14 protein-coding genes are annotated in these 18,020 nt (G+C 66.9%); 8 read left to right on the top strand and 6 right to left on the bottom strand.

Annotated features, from left to right (window positions below):
- Positions 1-77: 77 nt before the first annotated feature.
- The 3 genes from JEQ17_RS02205 to JEQ17_RS02215 all read right to left on the bottom strand — a co-directional run bounded on the left by JEQ17_RS02205 (position 78) and on the right by JEQ17_RS02215 (position 3,360).
- Complete coding sequence (locus tag JEQ17_RS02205) at positions 78-1,376, bottom strand: acyl-CoA dehydrogenase family protein (protein ID WP_200393572.1); 1,299 nt, start codon at positions 1,374-1,376, stop codon at positions 78-80.
- Positions 1,377-1,449: 73 nt separating this feature from the next.
- Positions 1,450-2,025 carry a flavin reductase family protein gene (locus JEQ17_RS02210; RefSeq protein ID WP_200393573.1) on the bottom strand — a complete coding sequence of 192 codons (576 nt, stop codon included), beginning with the start codon at positions 2,023-2,025 and terminating at the stop codon, positions 1,450-1,452.
- A gap of 36 nt (positions 2,026-2,061) precedes the next feature.
- Positions 2,062-3,360, bottom strand: a complete 1,299-nt coding sequence (locus JEQ17_RS02215; protein WP_200393574.1) for an acyl-CoA dehydrogenase family protein — start codon at positions 3,358-3,360, stop codon at positions 2,062-2,064.
- Between the two features lie 129 nt (positions 3,361-3,489).
- On the opposite strand from JEQ17_RS02215, the gene JEQ17_RS02220 reads away from it, so the two are divergent.
- Both JEQ17_RS02220 and JEQ17_RS02225 read left to right on the top strand, forming a co-directional pair.
- Positions 3,490-4,185, top strand: a complete 696-nt coding sequence (locus JEQ17_RS02220) for a TetR/AcrR family transcriptional regulator (protein WP_200393575.1) — start codon at positions 3,490-3,492, stop codon at positions 4,183-4,185.
- Between the two features lie 287 nt (positions 4,186-4,472).
- Entirely contained in the window at positions 4,473-5,861 is a 1,389-nt protein-coding gene (locus JEQ17_RS02225) for an MFS transporter (RefSeq protein WP_200393576.1), read from the top strand.
- A gap of 76 nt (positions 5,862-5,937) precedes the next feature.
- Here the strand turns inward: JEQ17_RS02225 and JEQ17_RS02230 are convergent, their stop codons facing one another.
- Positions 5,938-6,558 (bottom strand): NADPH-dependent FMN reductase, encoded by a 621-nt coding sequence (locus tag JEQ17_RS02230; protein ID WP_200393577.1) that lies wholly within the window; start codon positions 6,556-6,558, stop codon positions 5,938-5,940.
- Positions 6,559-6,621: 63 nt separating this feature from the next.
- A complete protein-coding gene (locus JEQ17_RS02235; RefSeq protein WP_200393578.1) occupies positions 6,622-7,506 on the bottom strand; it encodes a nuclear transport factor 2 family protein in 885 nt (294 codons plus the stop codon).
- A gap of 156 nt (positions 7,507-7,662) precedes the next feature.
- Here JEQ17_RS02235 and JEQ17_RS02240 point away from each other — a divergent pair, with 156 nt between their 5' ends.
- From JEQ17_RS02240 to JEQ17_RS02260, 5 genes are all read left to right on the top strand, one after another.
- Positions 7,663-9,126, top strand: a complete 1,464-nt coding sequence (locus JEQ17_RS02240; RefSeq protein WP_200393579.1) for a benzaldehyde dehydrogenase — start codon at positions 7,663-7,665, stop codon at positions 9,124-9,126.
- Between the two features lie 49 nt (positions 9,127-9,175).
- Entirely contained in the window at positions 9,176-10,729 is a 1,554-nt protein-coding gene (locus JEQ17_RS02245) for a carotenoid oxygenase family protein (protein ID WP_234048011.1), read from the top strand.
- Positions 10,730-10,768: 39 nt separating this feature from the next.
- The gene (locus tag JEQ17_RS02250) at positions 10,769-11,263 is read left to right on the top strand and encodes a VOC family protein (protein ID WP_200393580.1); all 495 of its coding nucleotides are present in this window, start codon (positions 10,769-10,771) and stop codon (positions 11,261-11,263) included.
- A 211-nt stretch (positions 11,264-11,474) separates the two neighbouring features.
- A complete protein-coding gene (locus tag JEQ17_RS02255; RefSeq protein WP_200393581.1) occupies positions 11,475-12,329 on the top strand; it encodes a fumarylacetoacetate hydrolase family protein in 855 nt (284 codons plus the stop codon).
- Between the two features lie 42 nt (positions 12,330-12,371).
- Positions 12,372-13,160 carry an IclR family transcriptional regulator gene (locus JEQ17_RS02260; RefSeq protein ID WP_200393582.1) on the top strand — a complete coding sequence of 263 codons (789 nt, stop codon included), beginning with the start codon at positions 12,372-12,374 and terminating at the stop codon, positions 13,158-13,160.
- 91 nt (positions 13,161-13,251) lie between these two features.
- Here the strand turns inward: JEQ17_RS02260 and JEQ17_RS02265 are convergent, their stop codons facing one another.
- Positions 13,252-14,835 carry a sodium:solute symporter family transporter gene (locus tag JEQ17_RS02265; protein ID WP_200393583.1) on the bottom strand — a complete coding sequence of 528 codons (1,584 nt, stop codon included), beginning with the start codon at positions 14,833-14,835 and terminating at the stop codon, positions 13,252-13,254.
- A gap of 1,155 nt (positions 14,836-15,990) precedes the next feature.
- Here JEQ17_RS02265 and JEQ17_RS02270 point away from each other — a divergent pair.
- Positions 15,991-17,934: an alpha-L-fucosidase gene (locus tag JEQ17_RS02270; RefSeq protein WP_200393584.1), complete on the top strand. Its 1,944-nt coding sequence runs from the start codon at positions 15,991-15,993 to the stop codon at positions 17,932-17,934.
- The last annotated feature ends 86 nt before the right edge of the window (positions 17,935-18,020 follow it).

The following is an 18,020-nucleotide window of genomic DNA, read 5'->3' on the forward strand; positions in this document are numbered from 1 at the left end:
CCGTTCAGTGCATCTTGTGGGTATGAGGATGAACAGGTTGGAAAAGCGGAACGGGAGGTCACCCAGGGGCGTCGGCGTCAACCGCGTTCAGGTTGAGGGGCGTTGACGCCGCGCTGCGGCACTGCGGCGCCGATCATGGGGAACGGCCTGAGTCCGAGGAGGCGTCGGCCGTTCTGCTCGGCGAGCGGGTCGACGCGGATTGCTCCGTGCGAGGTGACCACGCGTGCGTCACGAACGAATCGCTGGATCGGATTGGACAGCGAGACGGTCGAGGAACCGAGCGTTTTCTGAAGCAGGTTGATGGCGTCCTCGCACAGGTTCGCCGCGTACGCGAGCGCGAGACTGATCTCCGACTCCTCGTCGTCGCCGAATTCGAGACCGGCCTCGGTGCGTGCGTCCACCTGGTCCGCGAAGCGTTCGATCGTCGAGCCGGCCAGGACGATCATTGCCTGCGCGCGCCCGACGGCCACTTGTGCCGAGGCCATCTCGGCGACGCTCGGGTAGGGCAGGGTGAACGGCTTGCGCCTGATCGCCTGTTCCGCGAAACAGGTCAGTGCGCCGCGTGCCATGCCCAGCGTGATCGCGGTACTGCTGAGGGCTACGGTCATCAGCAGCGCCCGGCCGCTCTGCCGGAAGGCGGCGCCGCTGTAATGGTGTCGGATCCGGTCGAGCCTCGGCGGAAACTCGGCGAGGTCGAGGAAGCGGTGGTCGGGGACGAAGATGTCCTCGGTGACCCGCAGGCTGTTGCTGGACGTTCCGGAGAGCCCCATGACGTGCCAGTCGTCGAGGATCTCGAACTGCTCCCGCTCCAGCACCACGACACCGCGACCGGTGCCGCCGGCTTCCGCGGGGTCGAAGGCGACTCCCACCAGCGCCCAGCGGGCGTGCTTGCAGCCGCTGCCGAAGGCCCAGCGACCGTTGACCATCCAGCCGCCGTCGACCTTGCGTGCGTTCCCGACCGTGGTCGCGAAGACGGAGGCACCGACGAGAGCCGGACCCACCCAGCCCTCGATGTCCTTGCGGATCTCTTCGACCACCCGTGGTTCCAGGGCCAGGAAGTTGCGCAGTCCGACTCCGACGAAGGCACTCCAGGCCGCCGACCCGTCGGCCTCGCCCAGGGCTGCGACAACCTCGACGATGTCGCGGGCGCCCAGCGCGCTGCCGCCCCACTCGACCGGCATCGTCATGCGGTAGGTGCCCGCCTCGTCCAGCGCCTGAAGCACGTCGGGAGTCAACGCCCCGATCCGCTCTCCCTCGCGTGCCTGCGACCGAATGAGAGGGACGAGGTCCCGGATCCGGTCGCGCAGCTCACGTCCGGCGTCGGTCAGCCACGGCGATTCGACCGCCCTGACCTCCGGGGCGATGTGCTTGGACATCGGCTCTCCTCATTGAGATTGAGCGAATACAACGAACTGATCTGTATGGGGTGGGTGAGTTGGTGGCAGCCCCTCAGGCGGGGACAGCCGACCTGTCGCCGTCGTCGAGCCGCCGGAAGCGGCTTCCGTGGAAGACCAAGGGCTCGGCCGACGGCAGCGTCCACAGGCGATCTATCTCCAGCAGGGCGATGATGTGGTCGCCCGCCGGCAGTTCGGCGCGGAGCGTGCAGGTGTACCAGGTGACCGCCCCGGGAAGGACCACAGCTCCTTCTCCGGTCGTCTCCCAGTGCACCTCGGCGAACCGGTTCTCCTCCGCACCTGCGAGCGCGCGGCACACCTCGCCCTGCTGCTCGCCCAGGACACTCAGGCCCAGCCGAGGCAGCTGCCTGAGCTTCGGCCAGGTGCGCGACGAGGTCTGAAGGCACACCGAGACAAGGGGCGGAGCCAGCGAAACGGAGGTGAAGGAGCTCACCGCCATTCCGACGGGCCGATCGTCCACCATTCCGCACACCGCGATCACCCCGCTCGGGAAGCGGCCGAACGCTTCCCGCAGCGCCTGCGCGTCCATCGCCGCCACCGGTGTGGGCTGCGGCTCGACGCCGGAGCTCGAATTCACGAGCCCATGGGGTCCGTGGTCATTGATCGACATGGTCCTCACCTTCCTTCTTCCTGCGCGGGGGTCCGCTCAGCCCACCTGGGGCACGCCGCCGGCGAACATGGGAAACGGTTCGAATCCGAGGAGCTGGCGGCCGCTGAGCTCGGCCAACGGGTCGAAGCGGATCGCGCCATGCGTGGCCAGCACGCGCACGTCCCGCGCGAAGCGCTGGATGGGGTTCTTGAGGCTCACCGTGGAGGAGCCGAGAGCGAGTTGGAGTTTGTCGATGGCGTCCGCGCACAGCCGCACCGCGTAGACAAGGTCCATCGTGATCTCGGACTCCTCGGCGCCCGTGAACTCGATCCCGGCCAGAGCGCGGCGGTCCACCTCGTCGGCATGACCGAGGATGGTCGCCTCCGCGGCGTTGATCATCGCGCGGGCCGTGCCGGCTGCCACCTGGGTCGACGGCATGTCCGCCACGGTGGGGTAGGGCAGGTTGAACGGCTTGCGGGCCTTCGACTGCTCGACGAAGCAGTCCAGGGTGCCGCGGGCCATGCCGAGTGCGACTGCCACATTGCTGAGACAGGTGATCAGCATGAGCGCGCGTGTGTCGTTGCGGAACCCGATACCGGCGTAGCGGTCCCGCACGCTGTCCATGACCGCGGGGAAGTCGGCCAGGTCGACGAAGCGGTGATCAGGGACGAACGCCTCTTCCTCGGCGGTGATGCTGTTGCTGGAGGTGGCCTTCAGCCCCATGACCTTCCAGTCGTCCAGGATCGTGTACTGCTCCCGGCTCAGCAGCGCCATCGCCCGGCGTGGCCGGCCTTCCGCGTCCTCGCAGGTCACGCCCACGGCCGCCCAGGCCGCGTGCTTGCAGCCGCTGCCGAACGCCCATTTCCCGGAAACCAGCCATCCGCCGTCCGCCCTGCGGGCCGATCCCACGCTGGTGGAGAACACGGAGGCGCCGACGACCAGCGGGCCGATCCAGGTGTCGATCTCCTTGAAGATCTCGTCGACGGTCTGCTGGGGGAAGCCGAGGACATTGCGGATGCCACCGGCCACGAAGACCGTCCAGGCGGCGGATCCGTCGCCTTCGCCGAGTGCCGTGATGATCTCCACGGTGTCTCGCGCCCCGAGAGCGTAGCCACCCAGTTCGACGGGCAGGGCGGTCTTGAAGACACCCGCTTCGTGTATCGCCCTCAGCGTCTCGGGGGGCAGGGCGCCGAGGTCTTCTCCTTCCTGCGCTTCCTTCCTCAGGAGGGGGCTGAGGGCGCGTGTCTCGTCCCGGATCTGCCGACCGCGGTCGCTGAGGTGCGGAGAGGGACGCCGATCGCCCGCCGTAGTGACCGACTCGCCTCTGGAAGGGGTCGGAGAGGGTGGGGTGCTCATGGGGCTCCTTCGCATCCAACTGTACTGTACCGTTCAGTTCAACTGAACCGTACGGTAGGGTTCAGCGAAAGGTCAAGCGATGAGATGCGTACCGGCTCCCACCAGGGCCGGGATTCGACAAGGAGTGAGATGGCTGAACAGGGGCGCCCCCGGCGGGCGGGCGGGCGGAGCAAGCGGGAATCCATTCTCGACGCGGCCATCGAACTGTTCCTCGAACTCGGTTTCGATCAGACCTCGATGGATGTCGTGGCAGCGCAGGCCGGCGTATCGAAGACGACCGTCTACGCCCACTTCGGCGACAAGCTGGAGCTGTTCCGTGCGGTGATCGCCCGCGGAGGAGCCTCGCTCGACTTCGATCTGGACCAGACGATGCTGGCCTCCGTCGACGACCCCCAGGAGAGGCTGGCGCGCATCGTCCTGAAGCTCCTCCAGGCCACGACAGCCCCGGCCTACCTGGCCTTCATTCGCGTCCTGACCGTCGAGGCGGGCCGCCGCCCCGAGCTGACCGAGGCGATTCGCTCCCTCGGCGTACCCCATGTCGTCGACCTGGTGGCCGTGGCCCTGCGCGAGGACGCACGGCAGCGCGGCTACACCCTTCCCGACCCGGAGGCGTACGCGGGACTGTTCGTGCGCATGACGGCCGCCGGGCCGCAGATGGATGCGCTGCTGGATCCGGAGTCCGACCGCGACCTGGCCCATTTCGAGGCCTACGCCCAGTGGACGACCGCCATCTTTCTGCGGGGCCTGCGCGCCGGCGACCTGCCGGCTGCCCCCGCCTCGGCGATGAGTCAGGTCTTCCCCCGGCTCTCGCGGGCGAACTCCTGACAGGCGCCGGGGCGCGGATGGCAAGGCCTTCCGCGCCACGGCGCCCCTGAGGACTCCTCCGGGACGCTCGGACACCGTTCACGGCACCCTCCGCACCCTCTCCCTGGTGGGCCGCCATGGCACTCGTCTCGCGCCGGACCTCTTGACCTGTGCACTGCACTGGACCGTACAGTGCATCATCGGAGTGCCGCTCGGCGCTTGGCACCCTCGGCGAGCCACCGGCAGCACGAGGCCGCCCCGCCCGCTCAGTCGGCGGCCGCCACCTCCTTGTGCGAGGAAGGACGACGATGTCCACGCCCCAGTCCCACCCGGAATTCACTCCGCCCGGTCAGCCGGGTGCCCCTGCCCCCGCCTCCCTGCGGGAGTCCTTGTCCGCATTGCGCGGCTATCCCACACCGGCCTGGAAAGCCGCGATCGCCTGTGTGCTCGCGATGGTCCTCAGTCCCCCGGCTCTCGTCACCGCCGTCACGTTCCTCATCGACCCGGTCGCCAAGGACTTCGGCTGGTCCCACTCGGAAACGCTGAGCATCTTCAACATTCCCACCGTGGCGGCCCCCTTCGTGCTGCCCCTGGCCGGCCGTCTGGTCGACCGCTGGGGCGCCCGGGCGGTAGCCGTACCGGGCACCGCCCTCTACGCGCTCTCGACGGCCTCGGTGTCGCTCGTGGGTGCGAACGGCGTCGTACTGATGATGGTCCTGCTGGTCAGCACGGCTCTGGGATACACCTCGATTCTCGGCGTGGTCTACAAGGTCGTCTCGGAGTGGTTCCCCCGGCACCGCGGACTGGGATACTCCCTGCTCATCGGCGCGACCTCCAGCCTTGCCGGTGCCGCCCTCTCTCCCCTGAGCCAGTTGTCCATCGACCATTTCGGCTGGAGGGCGACCTACCTGCTGATAGGCGTGTGCATCCTGCTGATCGTCTTTCCCGCCCAGTACTTCCTGATGTACGAGCCCGTGTCGGCACCACTCACCGGTGCAACTGCCGTTCCGTCGAAGGGAAAGATCCGCCCGGCGCACAAGGAGCTGCCCGGCCTCCCGCTGGGCCGGGCACTCAGGACCCGGGCCTGGTGGTACATGGTGCTGGTGCTGACCGTGGCGGCGGGTGTGGCGATGAGTGTGCGTCTGAACGCCGTGTCACTCTTCGGCGAACAGGGCTATTCGGCCACCGAAGTGTCCCTGTCGGTGTCGGTGATGCTGGTGGCATCCATCGGCGGGCAGATCCTCGCGGGCGTGGTCCTCGACCGGTCGCGCACTCCTCGTGCCTTTGTGCCGTTCATGGTGTGCCTGGTGCTCGGCATGGTCATGGTCTTCGCCGCCACAGGAGACATGTGGGCCCTGTTCCTCACCATGGCCCTGCTCGGTGTCGTGACGGGCGCGGAGTCAACCACCGGACCGTACCTGGTGGGGTGCTACTTCGGTATGCGGGCCTTCGCCCAGATCCAGGGCATCACACTGGGCGTCGTCAGCCTTGTCGGCATCGGAGTCTTTCCGGTGCTGGCACAGGGAGCCGCGGAGAGCACCGGTGGATACACCGCGACGCTCATCGTGCTCACCGCCGGAAGTCTGATCGTCCTTGCCCTGTCGCTCCTCCTGCCGCGCTATCCGAACCCCGACGAGAGCCCGGACACCGACGAGCCGGAAGCCAGCCGCGCCGATGAGCGCATAGGCAACGTGTAACAGCCGGCTGCACAAAGATCCCGGGAGGGTACGCGCTGCGCGTACCCTCCCGGGCGTTGTCGGGGCTCGGCCGGTACTAGACCCGCGACACGGGGGCTCCCGGCACCGGCGGCGCGGCGGGAGCCGGCGGCAGCGGGTTCAGGCGCAGGGGCTGCAGAGCCTCGGTCCAGCGCAGCAGTTCGTCGAGCATCATCGTGGCTCCGGCCTCCAGCGGTCCGTCGGCCTGGAAACCACTCTCCCCCATGAGTTTGAAGACGAACGGTATGGCCACAGCCTCGGGAATCGGCATCATCTTGAGAGTCGTCGCCACCTGCTTGAGCACCTGCACGGAGCGCATGCCGGCCGCTACGCCGCCGTAGCTGACGAATCCGACAGGCTTGTAGAGCCACTCCCGGTACAGGAAGGAAAGGGCGTTGAGCAGCGCCGCAGGAGGACCGGAGTTGTATTCGGGCGTGACGAAGACGAAGGCGTCGGCCTTGTCCACCGTGGCGCTCCACCTGAGTGTGTGTTCGTGGGTGTACTGGCCCGCACGCGGATGACCGGGTTCGTCGAGGAGCGGGAGGCCGAGCTCAGCGAGGTCGACCAGTTCGACGTCGAAGCCGCCGTGCTGCTTCGCGGCCTGGGCCGCCCACTGGCCGATGGGTAGTCCCAGCCGGCCGGGACGGGTGCTTCCGATGACAACGTGCAGTTTCGGCATGGGTGCGCCTTTCTGAGTATGCGTGTGTTCGAGTACGAGCAGACCGAGGAAGCCGACCGCCGATCAGGTCTGGGCGGCGGGCGGAGGGCCGGGGGGCTTGGGCGGGGCGGACTTGGTGATGCCGCTCAGGTGCTCCGCGAGCCGTTGCCCACGTAGGCGGTAGGCGTCGTACATGTAGTACGGGTAGAGCGCGCCGCTTTCGTCGGGTTCGGCCTGGGGAAGCAGTGCGGCGACAACGACGATGTCGCCCTCGGCGACGATCAGCGCCGGCGGGATGAGGGGCTCGGCGGGCGGCGGAACAGGACCGTCCGGGAATCGGCTGCGCACGAACTCCTCCAGCCCCTCCCTGCCGGGCGGGTAGTGGGAGACGTGCTGGAGGTAGTCCTCGGTGACGAAGTCCATGACCGCGTCCGGGTTCTGCGCGTCGAAGACGCAGCGGTAGAAGTCCACCACCAGGCGCTTGTTCGCCTCGATGTCGATCGAAGGGGATGACGACACGGTGGTAGCTCGCGTCGGCGTGTCCGGTGCGGGGAGCCGCGGTGGGGCGATCTTGTTGATGGACGGCCACCGTTCGGCGATCCGTCCGTCGCGGATCCGGTAGGTGGTGAACGCGTAGTAGTCGAAAGTGGAGCCTGGGGAGTCCGGGTCGGGTTGCGGCATGTAGTGGCAGGCACAGACCAGGTCGTTCTCCGCTATGACAAACACCGGGTCCCGCGGCCCGGAGACATCGGCCGTGCCCTGGTCCGCTGCCGGTCCACGGTCGAACTCGCGGCGCAGGAGATCGGCGAACGCCTGCGCGCCGTCCGGGACGTCGGCACCGTGCTGGACCAGGTCCGGGGCGACGTAGTCGGCGACCGCGTCGGCGTTTCTCGCGCCGAAGACATCGGCGAGGAACCGGTCGACCAGAAGTTTGTTGATACGTGGCTGTTGCTCGAGTGATGTAGCCATGCGACTAACTAAACTGTACCGTACAGTTCAAGTCAACCGGACCCTCGGCACCTCCCCCCAACCAAAAGGGAGTGTCCCAGATGGCGTCCTGAATGCTGGATCACTAATTGCGAAGCACAGGACAGCGACGGCTTGTCCTGCAGAGAAGGAGACGTCATGACTCTTCTGGATGCCAGCGACTGGCAGGAGCGCATCTTCTCGGGAGAATGGATCAAGGCGGCCGGTGAGTCCTACGACTCCGTCGAGCCGGCCACCGGCAAGACGTTGGGCCGAGTCGGCTCCGCCACCCCCGCCGACCTGGAGCGGGCCGTGGAGCATGCGGCGCGGGCTCAGCGCGACTGGGCGGCGCGGCCCTACGTCGAGCGGGCCCAGGTGCTGCGGCGGGCGGCGCGCCTGTTCGAGGAGCACCAGTCCGAGATCGCGGAATGGATCGTGCGAGAGGCCGGTACGCTGCGGCCGTTCGCGGACTTCCAGACCTCGAACGGGGCGGCCGAGGAGTGCTACGAGGCCGCGGCGCTGGCGGCGGCTCCGTACGGAGAAGTGCTGAGGTCCGTCGAGGACCGGCTGTCGTTCGCGCGGCGGCGCCCGGTCGGCGTTGTCGGGGTGATCTCCCCGTTCAACGCGCCGATGGTGCTGGCCATGCGCGCCGTCGCCCCCGCGCTGGCGCTGGGCAACGCTGTCGTGCTCAAGCCCGACCCGCGCACCGCCGTCTGCGGCGGCGTCACCATCGCCCGCGTCTTCGAGGAGGCGGGCCTGCCCGCGGGCGTGCTGCACATGCTGCCCGGCAGCGCCGACGTCGGCGCCGCGCTGGTGGACGACCCGCGCGTGCCCGTCATCGCGTTCACCGGCTCGACCCGGGCCGGAAAGGCGATCGCCACCGCCGCGGCGCAGCGGTTGAAGCGCGTCCACCTGGAACTCGGCGGCAACTCGGCGCTGATCGTCCTCGACGACGCGGACCTGGAGAAGGCCGTCTCCGCCGGAGCGTTCGGCTCGTTCCACCATGCCGGACAGGTGTGCATGGCCTCCAGCCGCCACCTGGTGCACGCCTCGGTCGCCGATGCGTACGCCGAGCTGCTGGCCCAGCACGCGAACGCCGCCCCGGTCGGGGACCCGGCCGGCGGGAAGGTCGCTCTGGGCCCGATGATCGACGAACGGCAGCTGCAGGCGGCCCACTCCATCGTCACCGACAGCGTGGCGACCGGGGCGCGTCTGGCGGCCGGCGGAACCTACGAGGGCCTGTTCTACCGGCCGACGGTGCTGGCCGACGTGCCGCTCGACGCCCGTGCCTACGCGGAGGAGATCTTCGGTCCGGTCGCCCCGGTCGTGCCCTTCCAGGACCTCGACGAGGCCGTCCGGCTGGCCACCGACACCGAGTACGGACTGTCGCTGGGCATCCTGACCCGGGATGTGGCCAAGGGCCTGGCGCTGGCCGACCGTATCCCCACCGGGCTGGTGCACATCAACGACCAGACCGTGAACGACGAGGCGACCGTCCCGTTCGGCGGCGTCGGCGAGTCCGGCAACGGCTCCCGTCACGGAGGGAGCGTCGCCAACCTCGAGGCCTTCACCGAACAGCAGTGGGTCACCGTCCGCGGCGAGATCCCCGACTACCCCTTCTGACGCCGCTCTGGTCTCTCTCCCCCGCTTCACCCGCACTTGGAGCATGCAGATGACACTTCCTTCGCGGCAGGGCCCGTCCCTGCCCGATCCCCTGACGATCGCGCCGCGTACCACCGCGCATCCGCCCACCCCGCGGCTCGCTCAGGACGCCGCCGGCTGGGCACCCGGCAACAAGTTCCTGGAAGGCCCGTTCACTCCCTGGACGGAGGAGAGCGGCGCGTACGACCTGGAGGTCGACGGGCAGATCCCGGGCGACCTCGCCGGGGCGCTGTTCCGTATCTCCTCCAACCCCCGCTTCCAGCCGCGCGATCCCGACCGCTACCACTGGTGGGAGGGCGACGGCATGGTCTGCGGCATCTACCTGCGCGACGGACGCGCCGCCTACCGCACCCGCTGGGTGATGACCGACTCCATGAGGTTCGAGGTCGAGCAGGGCGAGGCGGTCTACAGCGGCTTCGCCAACGGCGGTACGCCCTCTCCCCTCCCCGCGGCGGCCCCGCCGGCAAAGAACGTCGCCAACACCAACGTGGGCCTCTTCGACGATCACCTGCTGGTCTATTTCGAGGGCGGACTGCCGTACTCGATGCACCCCGAAACGCTGGAGACGTACGGAAGTTACGACTTCCACGGCGGCATCGACGTCCTGTGCACCGCCCATTTCAAGACCGACCCCGACAGCGGCGACATGCTCTTCTTCGCCGCCACGGGGCCGACCATCACCTGGTACCGGGCGGACGTGAAGACCGGGTATGTCGTCGACAGCCACAGCTTCGACATCAAGGTGCCGGTGCTGATGCACGACTTCGCCGTCACCGACAACTACGCGATCTTCTTCGTCACCCCGGCCCAGTTCCGCCTCGACCACATCATGCGGGGCGAGCCGGGCGTGGTCTGGGACGAGGCGTCGCTGCCGCACGGTGTGCAGATCGTGCTCATGGACCGGCGGACGCACGCCGTCAGTTGGCACGAGGTGGGCGGCCACTGGGCCAACACCCACTTCTACAACGCCTACGAGGACGACGGCCAAGTCGTCATCGACGGACACCGCATCACCCGTCTGGGCACACCGGCCGACCGGCTCGACACTCCTGTGACGTCCCACTCCTGGTTCCCGCCGTCGGTGCCCCACCGCTGGCGTGTGAACCTGGCGACCGGGCGGGCGACGGAGGAGTTGGTCGGCGGCGTCGCCGGAGAGTTCCCGAGGATCAATGACGCCTTCACCGGCCGACGTCACCGCTACGGCTATTTCGTCACCACCCGCTATCTGGCCGACGACACCATGAGCGACGGTCTCGCCAAGCACGACGCATTGCGCGACTCGACCACCGTCGTCGAGGGACCGGACCACCTCACCAACCCCGGCGAGCCGGTCTTCGTCGGCCGGGAGAACGCCGTCGCCGAGGACGACGGCTACCTGCTCACCCTGTGGTGGAACCGCGCGACCGGCCTGAGTGAACTCCTCATCCACGACGCCGCCGACCTGCGACGCACCCCCCTGGCCCGGGTGAAACTGCCCAGCCGTGTGCCCTTCGGCTTCCACGGCAACTGGGCCGACCACACCACGCTCGATCACGCTGTGGCCGCCCACAGCGACGCGAACTGACCCGTCTCTTGCATCACATGCTTCTGAAAGGAGAGGTCCATGGCTATCACCGGCCTGGGACACACCGGCTTCTGGGTGGACGACCTGGAGACGATGCGTGACTTCTACACCCGGGTCATGGGGTTGACCGTGACCGACGAGGACGATGAGCGGGGCATCGTGTTCTTCTCCTCGCGCCCCGAGGAGGAGCACCACGAATTCGTGCTCCAGCGCGGCCGCACCGCTCCTCCCGGTGCCAAGCTCACCCACCAGGTGTCGTGGAGGGTCGACTCGCTGGAGACGATCATCGAGTTCCACCACCGGTTCCGCGCCGAAGGCATCAAGGTCCAGCAGGAAGTCACCCACGGCAACGCGATCGGGATCTACTTCTTCGATCCCGAGGGCAACCGCAACGAGGTCTATCTCCGGGTGGAGCGGGACGTACGCCAGCCCTTCCGTAAGTCACTCAACCTCGACCTGTCCCCGGAGGAGATCTTCGCCGAGGCCGAACGGCTGCTCACCGAGGGCGGCCCGGCCTACCAGCCGGTCCAGTGACGGTGTCCCCACCACGGCCGCGCTCCGGAATCCCGGAGCGCGGCCGCAGGACTTCGGCGCCGGCGGCCGTGGCCCTCGATGCCGGACGCACAGCCCTCCATACAGCACGCTTCGTACTCCGATCCCTCCCCCACCTCAATGGCCCACCCGCGACTTCGGCCGAGGTGCCGACCCTGGCCGCCGTTTCGACCCCGCCTTCCGGAGAACCGTCATGAGACTGAGCACCGTCCGTCTGCCCGCCCCCGATTCCGACGGGCTGATCACTGCTGCCGCCCGCCACGAGGCCGATGAACTGGTCCTCCTGCCGTACCCGGACGTCGGAGTGCTGCTGGCCGGCGGGGAGGACTGGCAGCATCGCGCCGCAGCGGCCGACGGCGAGCGGCTGCCTCTGGAGGGGGCGTCCCTCGCCCCCGTCGTCCCGCACCCCAACAAAATCGTGTGCCTCGGCCTGAACTACGCCACACACATCAAGGAGATGGGACGGCCGACCCCGACCCACCCGACGCTCTTCGCGAAGTACGACGGGTCCTTGGTCGGGGCCCACGACGACGTCCATATGCCGTCCGTCAGCGACGACCTCGACTGGGAGGCCGAGCTCGGTGTCGTGATCGGACGGCGAGCCAGGCACGTCACCCGGGACGAGGCGCTCGCCTACGTGGGCGGCTACACCGTCGTCAACGACGTGACCGTACGGGACTGGCAGCATCGCACCCGGGAGTTCCTCTCCGGGAAGACGTTCGAGGCGACCACGCCGGTCGGGCCGTCTCTCGTCACCCCGGACGAACTCCCCCCTGGCGGCTCGGGATTGGTTGTCGGCTGCAGTGTCGACGGCCACACCATGCAGAAGTCCAATACGTCCGACCTGCTCTTCGACGTCGCCGCGATCATCGCCTACATCAGCACCATCATTACGCTCCTGCCGGGTGATCTGATCGCCACCGGCACACCGGGCGGAGTGGGGGCAGGACGCGACCCCAAGGTCTTCCTGCGTCCCGGGCAGCAACTGGTCACGTTCATCGAGGGAGTCGGCGAGCTGTGCAACACGGTCGTCAAGGACCGGTTGTGACCTGCGGTCGCCGGGAGGCAACTGCGCTGTAGGGTGTCTCCCATGTCAGGATCAGCGTCCCCCAGCTATCGCGAGCGCAACTCCACGGCCGACCGGGCCCTGGACATCCTGATGATGTTCGACGACACCCAACTTGTCATTTCCGGTAGCGCGGTCGCCGAGCGTCTGGGGGTCGCCCGTTCGACCGCCTACCGATATCTGCAGTCCCTGGTGAGCAGCAGGTTCCTGGAGGAAGCTCCGGGCGGTGGGTTCCGGCTCGGGCTGCGTGTCCTGGAGATCGGCCGGCTGGCAAGGCGCAGCTACGGACTGTCCGAGATCGCTGTTCCGGCGATGACCGAACTGTCCGAGGACGTGTGCGAGACGGTGCTCCTGACACGTCGCGCCGGGGACCTGGTCGTCTGCGTCGACTCCGCGGAGGCCGGCACACGGGCGGTACGCATCTCCTACGAGCGTGGCAGCACCCTCCCGCTCAACGCCGGTGCCTCCGCGCTCGTCCTGCTGGCTTGGATCCCGCAGGACGAGGCGCGCCGACTGCTGGAGGCGGCCGAACTGCGGCGTTTCACGCCGGCCACGCTCACCAACGTGGACACTCTCATGGACCGGCTCGCACACATCCGTCGCGCCGGGTATTCCGTCACGCGCGGCGAACTCGATCCCGATGTGACGGGCGTAGCCGCACCGATCCGCAACGACGAGCAGCAAGTGGTCGCTGCGGTGAGCGTCGCGGCGCTGGCCTCCAGGGTGTTTCCCGAAGCAGAGGCGGAACTGGCTCAGAAGGTGCTGACCACGGCCCAGAGGATCTCTGACCGTCTGGCCGCCGTCGGAGGTTGAGGACGCCGGGTCGCGCCCAACTCGGGGGCCGAGGCGATGGAAGTGGCCAGAGCCACCTCCTTCGCCTCCGGGTCGGCGTTGAACGAGTCGCTCAGGAGGCAGGCCGCATTGGCGCTGTCTCAGGGCGGCTGGCGTTCCGATGTCGTCCTGCCATGCTGGAAGCCCATCCTAGGAAGAAGGTTCCGGGGACGGAGATGAGGGCCGGGCTGATCTGATGCAACCGCGTGAAGTCGACGCCGGGGAAGAGCGCGGCAGGGATTCCGGTAAATGAGGGTGACATCAAGTACAGGACGACCGTGAGCGCTGTTCCTCCGTACAGTGTCCACAGCAACCCCGTGCGGTTGTAGCCCTTCCAGAAAAAGGTGTACAGAAGAGCTGGCGCGACGACGGATGCGGCGATCGCGGCACTCACTGCGCCCAGGAATACCGTGGAGTGGTTACGCCACAGCACAGCTATCAGAATTCCCGAAGCGCCGAACAGGAAGGCGCTGGCCCGAGCTGCCAGCATTCCGTTCCGGAAATGCTGATCGTCGTCATCCCTAACGTTCTGGTAGATGTCCTTGGCTATCGCGCCCGCCGCAGCCACGGTGCTTCCTCCGACGACAGCGAGCACACTGAGGAAAACGGCGCAAGCGACTGCCGTGAACAGCGTTCCCCCGCTGCCCAGGTTGCGCGCCAGGAGCAACAAGGCGCCGTCCCCGTCTCCGCTTCCGGACGAGATCTTTCCTGCTCCCACCAGAGCGGAAGCACCCATGCCGACAATGACGATTGCCGAGGAAAGCAGGGCAACGAGACATGTCGCGTACTTGACCGAGCGCCGCGCGGTGGCAGGATCCTTTGCGCCATGGATCCTGACCAGGACATGCGGCATACAGGCACTCCCCAAGATGAGGATGAATCGCTCTCCGACCCAATCGAAACGCGCCGCTGCCCCCGTTCCGTTCATCGTTCCGGAACTCAGATAGCCACCAGGCTTGGCGCTTCCGGAGTCCGCTTGCGCGAGGAGGGAGCCGAAGTCGCCGTGGAACTTGACGACAACCGCGAGAGCAGCCACAGCCATGGCAACCAATACCACGACGGCGGCGAGGATGTGCACCGCCGTGAGTCCTTTGATACCGCTCAGCACTACACAGGTGACCATCAGACCACCGATGACCACCGTGCAGACCTGCTGCACCCCCAGACCCGAAAACCCGAGCAGATCTGCGGTCAGTCTGCCCGCGGCGATGAGCTGAACGACCAGAAATGGGCCGGCTATGGCCAGGGTGGTCACGGCCGCGGCGACACGCGGCGCAGTTCCCGAACCCGGGATCGAGAATATGTCTCCGAGAGTCTGGGCGTTGCGCAGCCGGATTGGTCGCGCCAGCACGACCAGGAGGCCGAAGGACAGAAGGACGTTCGTGGCATCCATTATTCCGTCGAAACCGAAGGTTGCCACCGTGGCGGTGCTATTGAGTAGCAGCGGTGCCGACACAAAGCTGCCCGCTATCGCCAGACCGCTCACCAGCGGAGAATGCCTGCCGCCTCCTACATAGAATTCTTTCGGAGTGTCCGATTCGAGACCGGAAAAGACAGACAGGAAAAGAGTGATCGCGATGAACAATAGAAAGACGGTTATGATGGGCAAGTTTTCGTGAGTGTCCGTTGCCAGCGAGACGTCCAGATTGTTCACCACGCTTTTTCCTCGCATCTACTTCCTCTGTCGAAGCGATGCACGGTTGCCAGGAGGAGTGCCACCTGAGTGAGGCAGAGGAGAATCCCCAAGGGCATACCTGATGTGCCGAAGGTCCGAATCTCCGGCAGTTTACCGATCGTTCCAAAAATGATCTCAACTACGAGGAGTGCGATGTTGGGGGCCAGGTATTTTCTCTCCAGACTCCACTTCTTGCGAGTAGCGCTGCGTACGCCGGAAGAATGCTTCGATACGGGGTTCTCCTGCGATGATCGCAGGTGAAAGCCTTCTTGCATGGGATATCTCCACGCGGGGGTATGGGGGCGGTCGGCTGAAGGCACGACCAGGGAGCGGTGTGGCGCCCACAGTGTCGGCTCAGACCGCTGATGCAAGCGTTGACGATACCGCAAGACGAGCACATGTCCTCTTAATCGATACACATGTTTCGTAAAGTAAGACAGTGCGCGACTCTGAGAGGAGGGGCAGAGCGCCGGCCCGGTCGCGTGACACCGTTTCGCGCTGCGGGCGCTGACTCACAGGACCGGAACGGCGCCGGCACAGATGCCCTTCGTGCAGCCGCCTGACGGCTCGGCAACGGCCAGATCGTCCTCATGCACGACTGGTCCGCCAACACGCGGGCCGCGACACCCTGTTGGGCATTCCAGTCCGCCCGGGCGCGCCCCTGCCAACCGCGTGGCCATCGACCCCTCTGGGCCTCCCGACGGCGAGAACGGACGCCGCGCAGCCGGCCTGAACCCAACACCCCCACGCACGTAAGGAGATCCGAGACTCAGTCCCCAACTGTTGTGATGGCGAGCCTTGTTGACGCCCGACCGGGCACGGAGGCGATCAAACATGCCATGTCTAGGCCTCGAAAAGACTGCACAATACGCCTTATAACGCGCAAAGTTCCCTCCGTGATCGGCTTTTCATCCCTCCAAACGGTTGACAGTCCGGTGTTACGTGCCCGAACTTCATGCGTAACACCTGGTGCTTGAGACGCGTGAGTGTCGCGGCGTCTGTGTGCTTTCTCCGTACCAAGGATGTCCTCATGCACTTTGGCGGGCATGCGCTGTCCTTTTCCCCGCAGCTGGAGAGGTTTCGGCCCTCTTCTGAACAGTCCTACGCGGCTGGAGCCACACAACTGGGAGTGAGAGCATGTCGCCAGGAAGTCTGTCCCGCCGTACGCTGCTCGGGGCCGCCGGCGCCGCTGCCGCCGCGACCGCGCTGCCCGTCGTCCCCGCCTTCTCGGGCCTGGTGTCCGAGGCGGTGGCCGCCGACCCCCAGACCAATCTGAACGACATGGTGGACATGCGGTTCGGCATGTTCAACCACTTCAACATGGGCACGTTCACCGACGAGGAGTGGGCCGCCCCGAACCAGAACCCCGCCCTCTTCGCCCCCACGGCCGTGGACTGTGCGCAGTGGGCGGCCGCCGCCGCGGCGTCGAAGATGAGCTACGGCGTGCTGACGACCAAGCACCACGACGGCTTCTGCCTCTGGCCGACCGCGTACAACGACTACAACGTCGCCAACAGCTCCTACAAGCAGGACATCGTCGCCCAGTACGTCGACGCGTTCCGGACCAAGGGCCTGAAGGTGGGCCTGTACTTCTCGATCTGGGACCGCACCTACAGCGTGCAGGCGTACGACACCCGGCACGGCGTCGCCGCCGACCAGACGATCCAGCCCGGTGATCTCACCTACATGCTGAACCAGATCACCGAACTGCTGACCGACTACGGCACCATCGACATGTTCATCACCGATGGCTACGCGTGGCAGATGGGCCAGCAGGCCGTCTCGTACCAGCGGATACGCGAGCACGTGAAATCGCTCCAGCCGGACATCGTCATGATCGACCACGGTGGGTTGTCGGTACCGTTCCTCGGCGACGCGATCTACTTCGAGGAACCGCTGGGCATCACCTCGCCGACCGGAAACACCTACGCCTCCATGCAGGGGCAGACGATCAGCAACGGGTGGTTCTGGCATCCGTCGACCCCGACGGAAGGCCTGATGAGCAAGGCCTCCATCCTGGCCCACCTGACCGACCTGGAACCGAAGTACACCTCGTTCATCCTCAACTGCCCGCCCAACCGCAACGGCAAGCTGGACACCAACGTGGTCGCGCGGCTCGCCGAGGTCGGGGCAGCATGGAGCCCCGACACTTCCAGGGCGCCCTTGCCGACGCAGATGGCACGCGCTGAGCACCCCGTGACTCCCGTCAGCGCTTACGCCACCGGATTCCATACCGGCGAGGGCCCGATGAACGCGATCGACGGGCTGAGCGACAAAGGCTTCGAGACCTGTTGGTCGACATGGGGACAGTCCCCGTCCCTGCCTCACTCGATCACCATCGACCTGGGCGGAGTATGGAGCAACGTCTCGACCCTGGAGTACCTGCCCAAGCAGTGGAACCGCAGCAACTCCACTGACGGAGACATCACTTCGTACACCATCTCCACGAGCGCCGACGGCACGACCTTCACCCAGGTCGCCACCGGTTCCTGGACCGGCGACCATGTCACCAAGGTGGCCGAGTGGAGCGCCAGGAATGTTGGATTCGTGCGGATTCAGGCCACCTCCGGCACTGGCGGATACGTCAACATGGGCGGCATCCGGATCGGCGGCAGAACCGCCGAGCCAACCCTGTTGTCGCGTGTCCTACCGGGCAACGCAACCGTCTATCGCCTGGTCAACCGCAACAGCGGCCAGGTAGCCGATGTGCGCGGGAACGGAACCGCCAATGGCACCGGCATCCTCCAGTGGCCCTGGCTGAACCAGGCCAACCAGAAGTGGACCTTCGCCTCCACCGGTGACGGCTACTTCAAGATCAAGAGCGTCAGCAGCGGCAAACTCATGGAAGTGGCCGGCCTCTCACGTGCAGACGGCGGCAAGGTTGGCATCTGGTCGGACGACAGCGTTTTCCAACAGCACTGGGCGGTGACGCCCACGGGTGACGGCTACTACTACCTCACCAACCGGCTCAGCGGACTGTCACTCAACGTCCACGGCGCCTCCACCGCCAACGGTGCCGACATCGAGCAGGAGACGTACAACCGGGCCTCCCAGCAGGAGTGGCAGATCATCGCCGTGTGATGCATCGATTCGATCACTCCGTCGCAAGTCGACGTGCGATGAGCCGACGGGATTGAGGTCACCGACGGCAGCGGGATCGGCGCCGT

The organism is Streptomyces liliifuscus (genome assembly GCF_016598615.1).
Lineage (GTDB): Bacteria > Actinomycetota > Actinomycetes > Streptomycetales > Streptomycetaceae > Streptomyces > Streptomyces liliifuscus.

What these genes read in the sequence shown, in the direction of transcription:
- JEQ17_RS02205 (WP_200393572.1), bottom strand. Translation starts at nt 1,376, where the DNA reads ATGTCCAAGCACATCGCCCCGGAGGTCAGGGCGGTCGAATCGCCGTGG.
- JEQ17_RS02210 (WP_200393573.1), bottom strand. Translation starts at nt 2,025, where the DNA reads ATGTCGATCAATGACCACGGACCCCATGGGCTCGTGAATTCGAGCTCC.
- JEQ17_RS02215 (WP_200393574.1), bottom strand. Translation starts at nt 3,360, where the DNA reads ATGAGCACCCCACCCTCTCCGACCCCTTCCAGAGGCGAGTCGGTCACT.
- JEQ17_RS02220 (WP_200393575.1), top strand. Translation starts at nt 3,490, where the DNA reads ATGGCTGAACAGGGGCGCCCCCGGCGGGCGGGCGGGCGGAGCAAGCGG.
- JEQ17_RS02225 (WP_200393576.1), top strand. Translation starts at nt 4,473, where the DNA reads ATGTCCACGCCCCAGTCCCACCCGGAATTCACTCCGCCCGGTCAGCCG.
- JEQ17_RS02230 (WP_200393577.1), bottom strand. Translation starts at nt 6,558, where the DNA reads ATGCCGAAACTGCACGTTGTCATCGGAAGCACCCGTCCCGGCCGGCTG.
- JEQ17_RS02235 (WP_200393578.1), bottom strand. Translation starts at nt 7,506, where the DNA reads ATGGCTACATCACTCGAGCAACAGCCACGTATCAACAAACTTCTGGTC.
- JEQ17_RS02240 (WP_200393579.1), top strand. Translation starts at nt 7,663, where the DNA reads ATGACTCTTCTGGATGCCAGCGACTGGCAGGAGCGCATCTTCTCGGGA.
- JEQ17_RS02245 (WP_234048011.1), top strand. Translation starts at nt 9,176, where the DNA reads ATGACACTTCCTTCGCGGCAGGGCCCGTCCCTGCCCGATCCCCTGACG.
- JEQ17_RS02250 (WP_200393580.1), top strand. Translation starts at nt 10,769, where the DNA reads ATGGCTATCACCGGCCTGGGACACACCGGCTTCTGGGTGGACGACCTG.
- JEQ17_RS02255 (WP_200393581.1), top strand. Translation starts at nt 11,475, where the DNA reads ATGAGACTGAGCACCGTCCGTCTGCCCGCCCCCGATTCCGACGGGCTG.
- JEQ17_RS02260 (WP_200393582.1), top strand. Translation starts at nt 12,372, where the DNA reads ATGTCAGGATCAGCGTCCCCCAGCTATCGCGAGCGCAACTCCACGGCC.
- JEQ17_RS02270 (WP_200393584.1), top strand. Translation starts at nt 15,991, where the DNA reads ATGTCGCCAGGAAGTCTGTCCCGCCGTACGCTGCTCGGGGCCGCCGGC.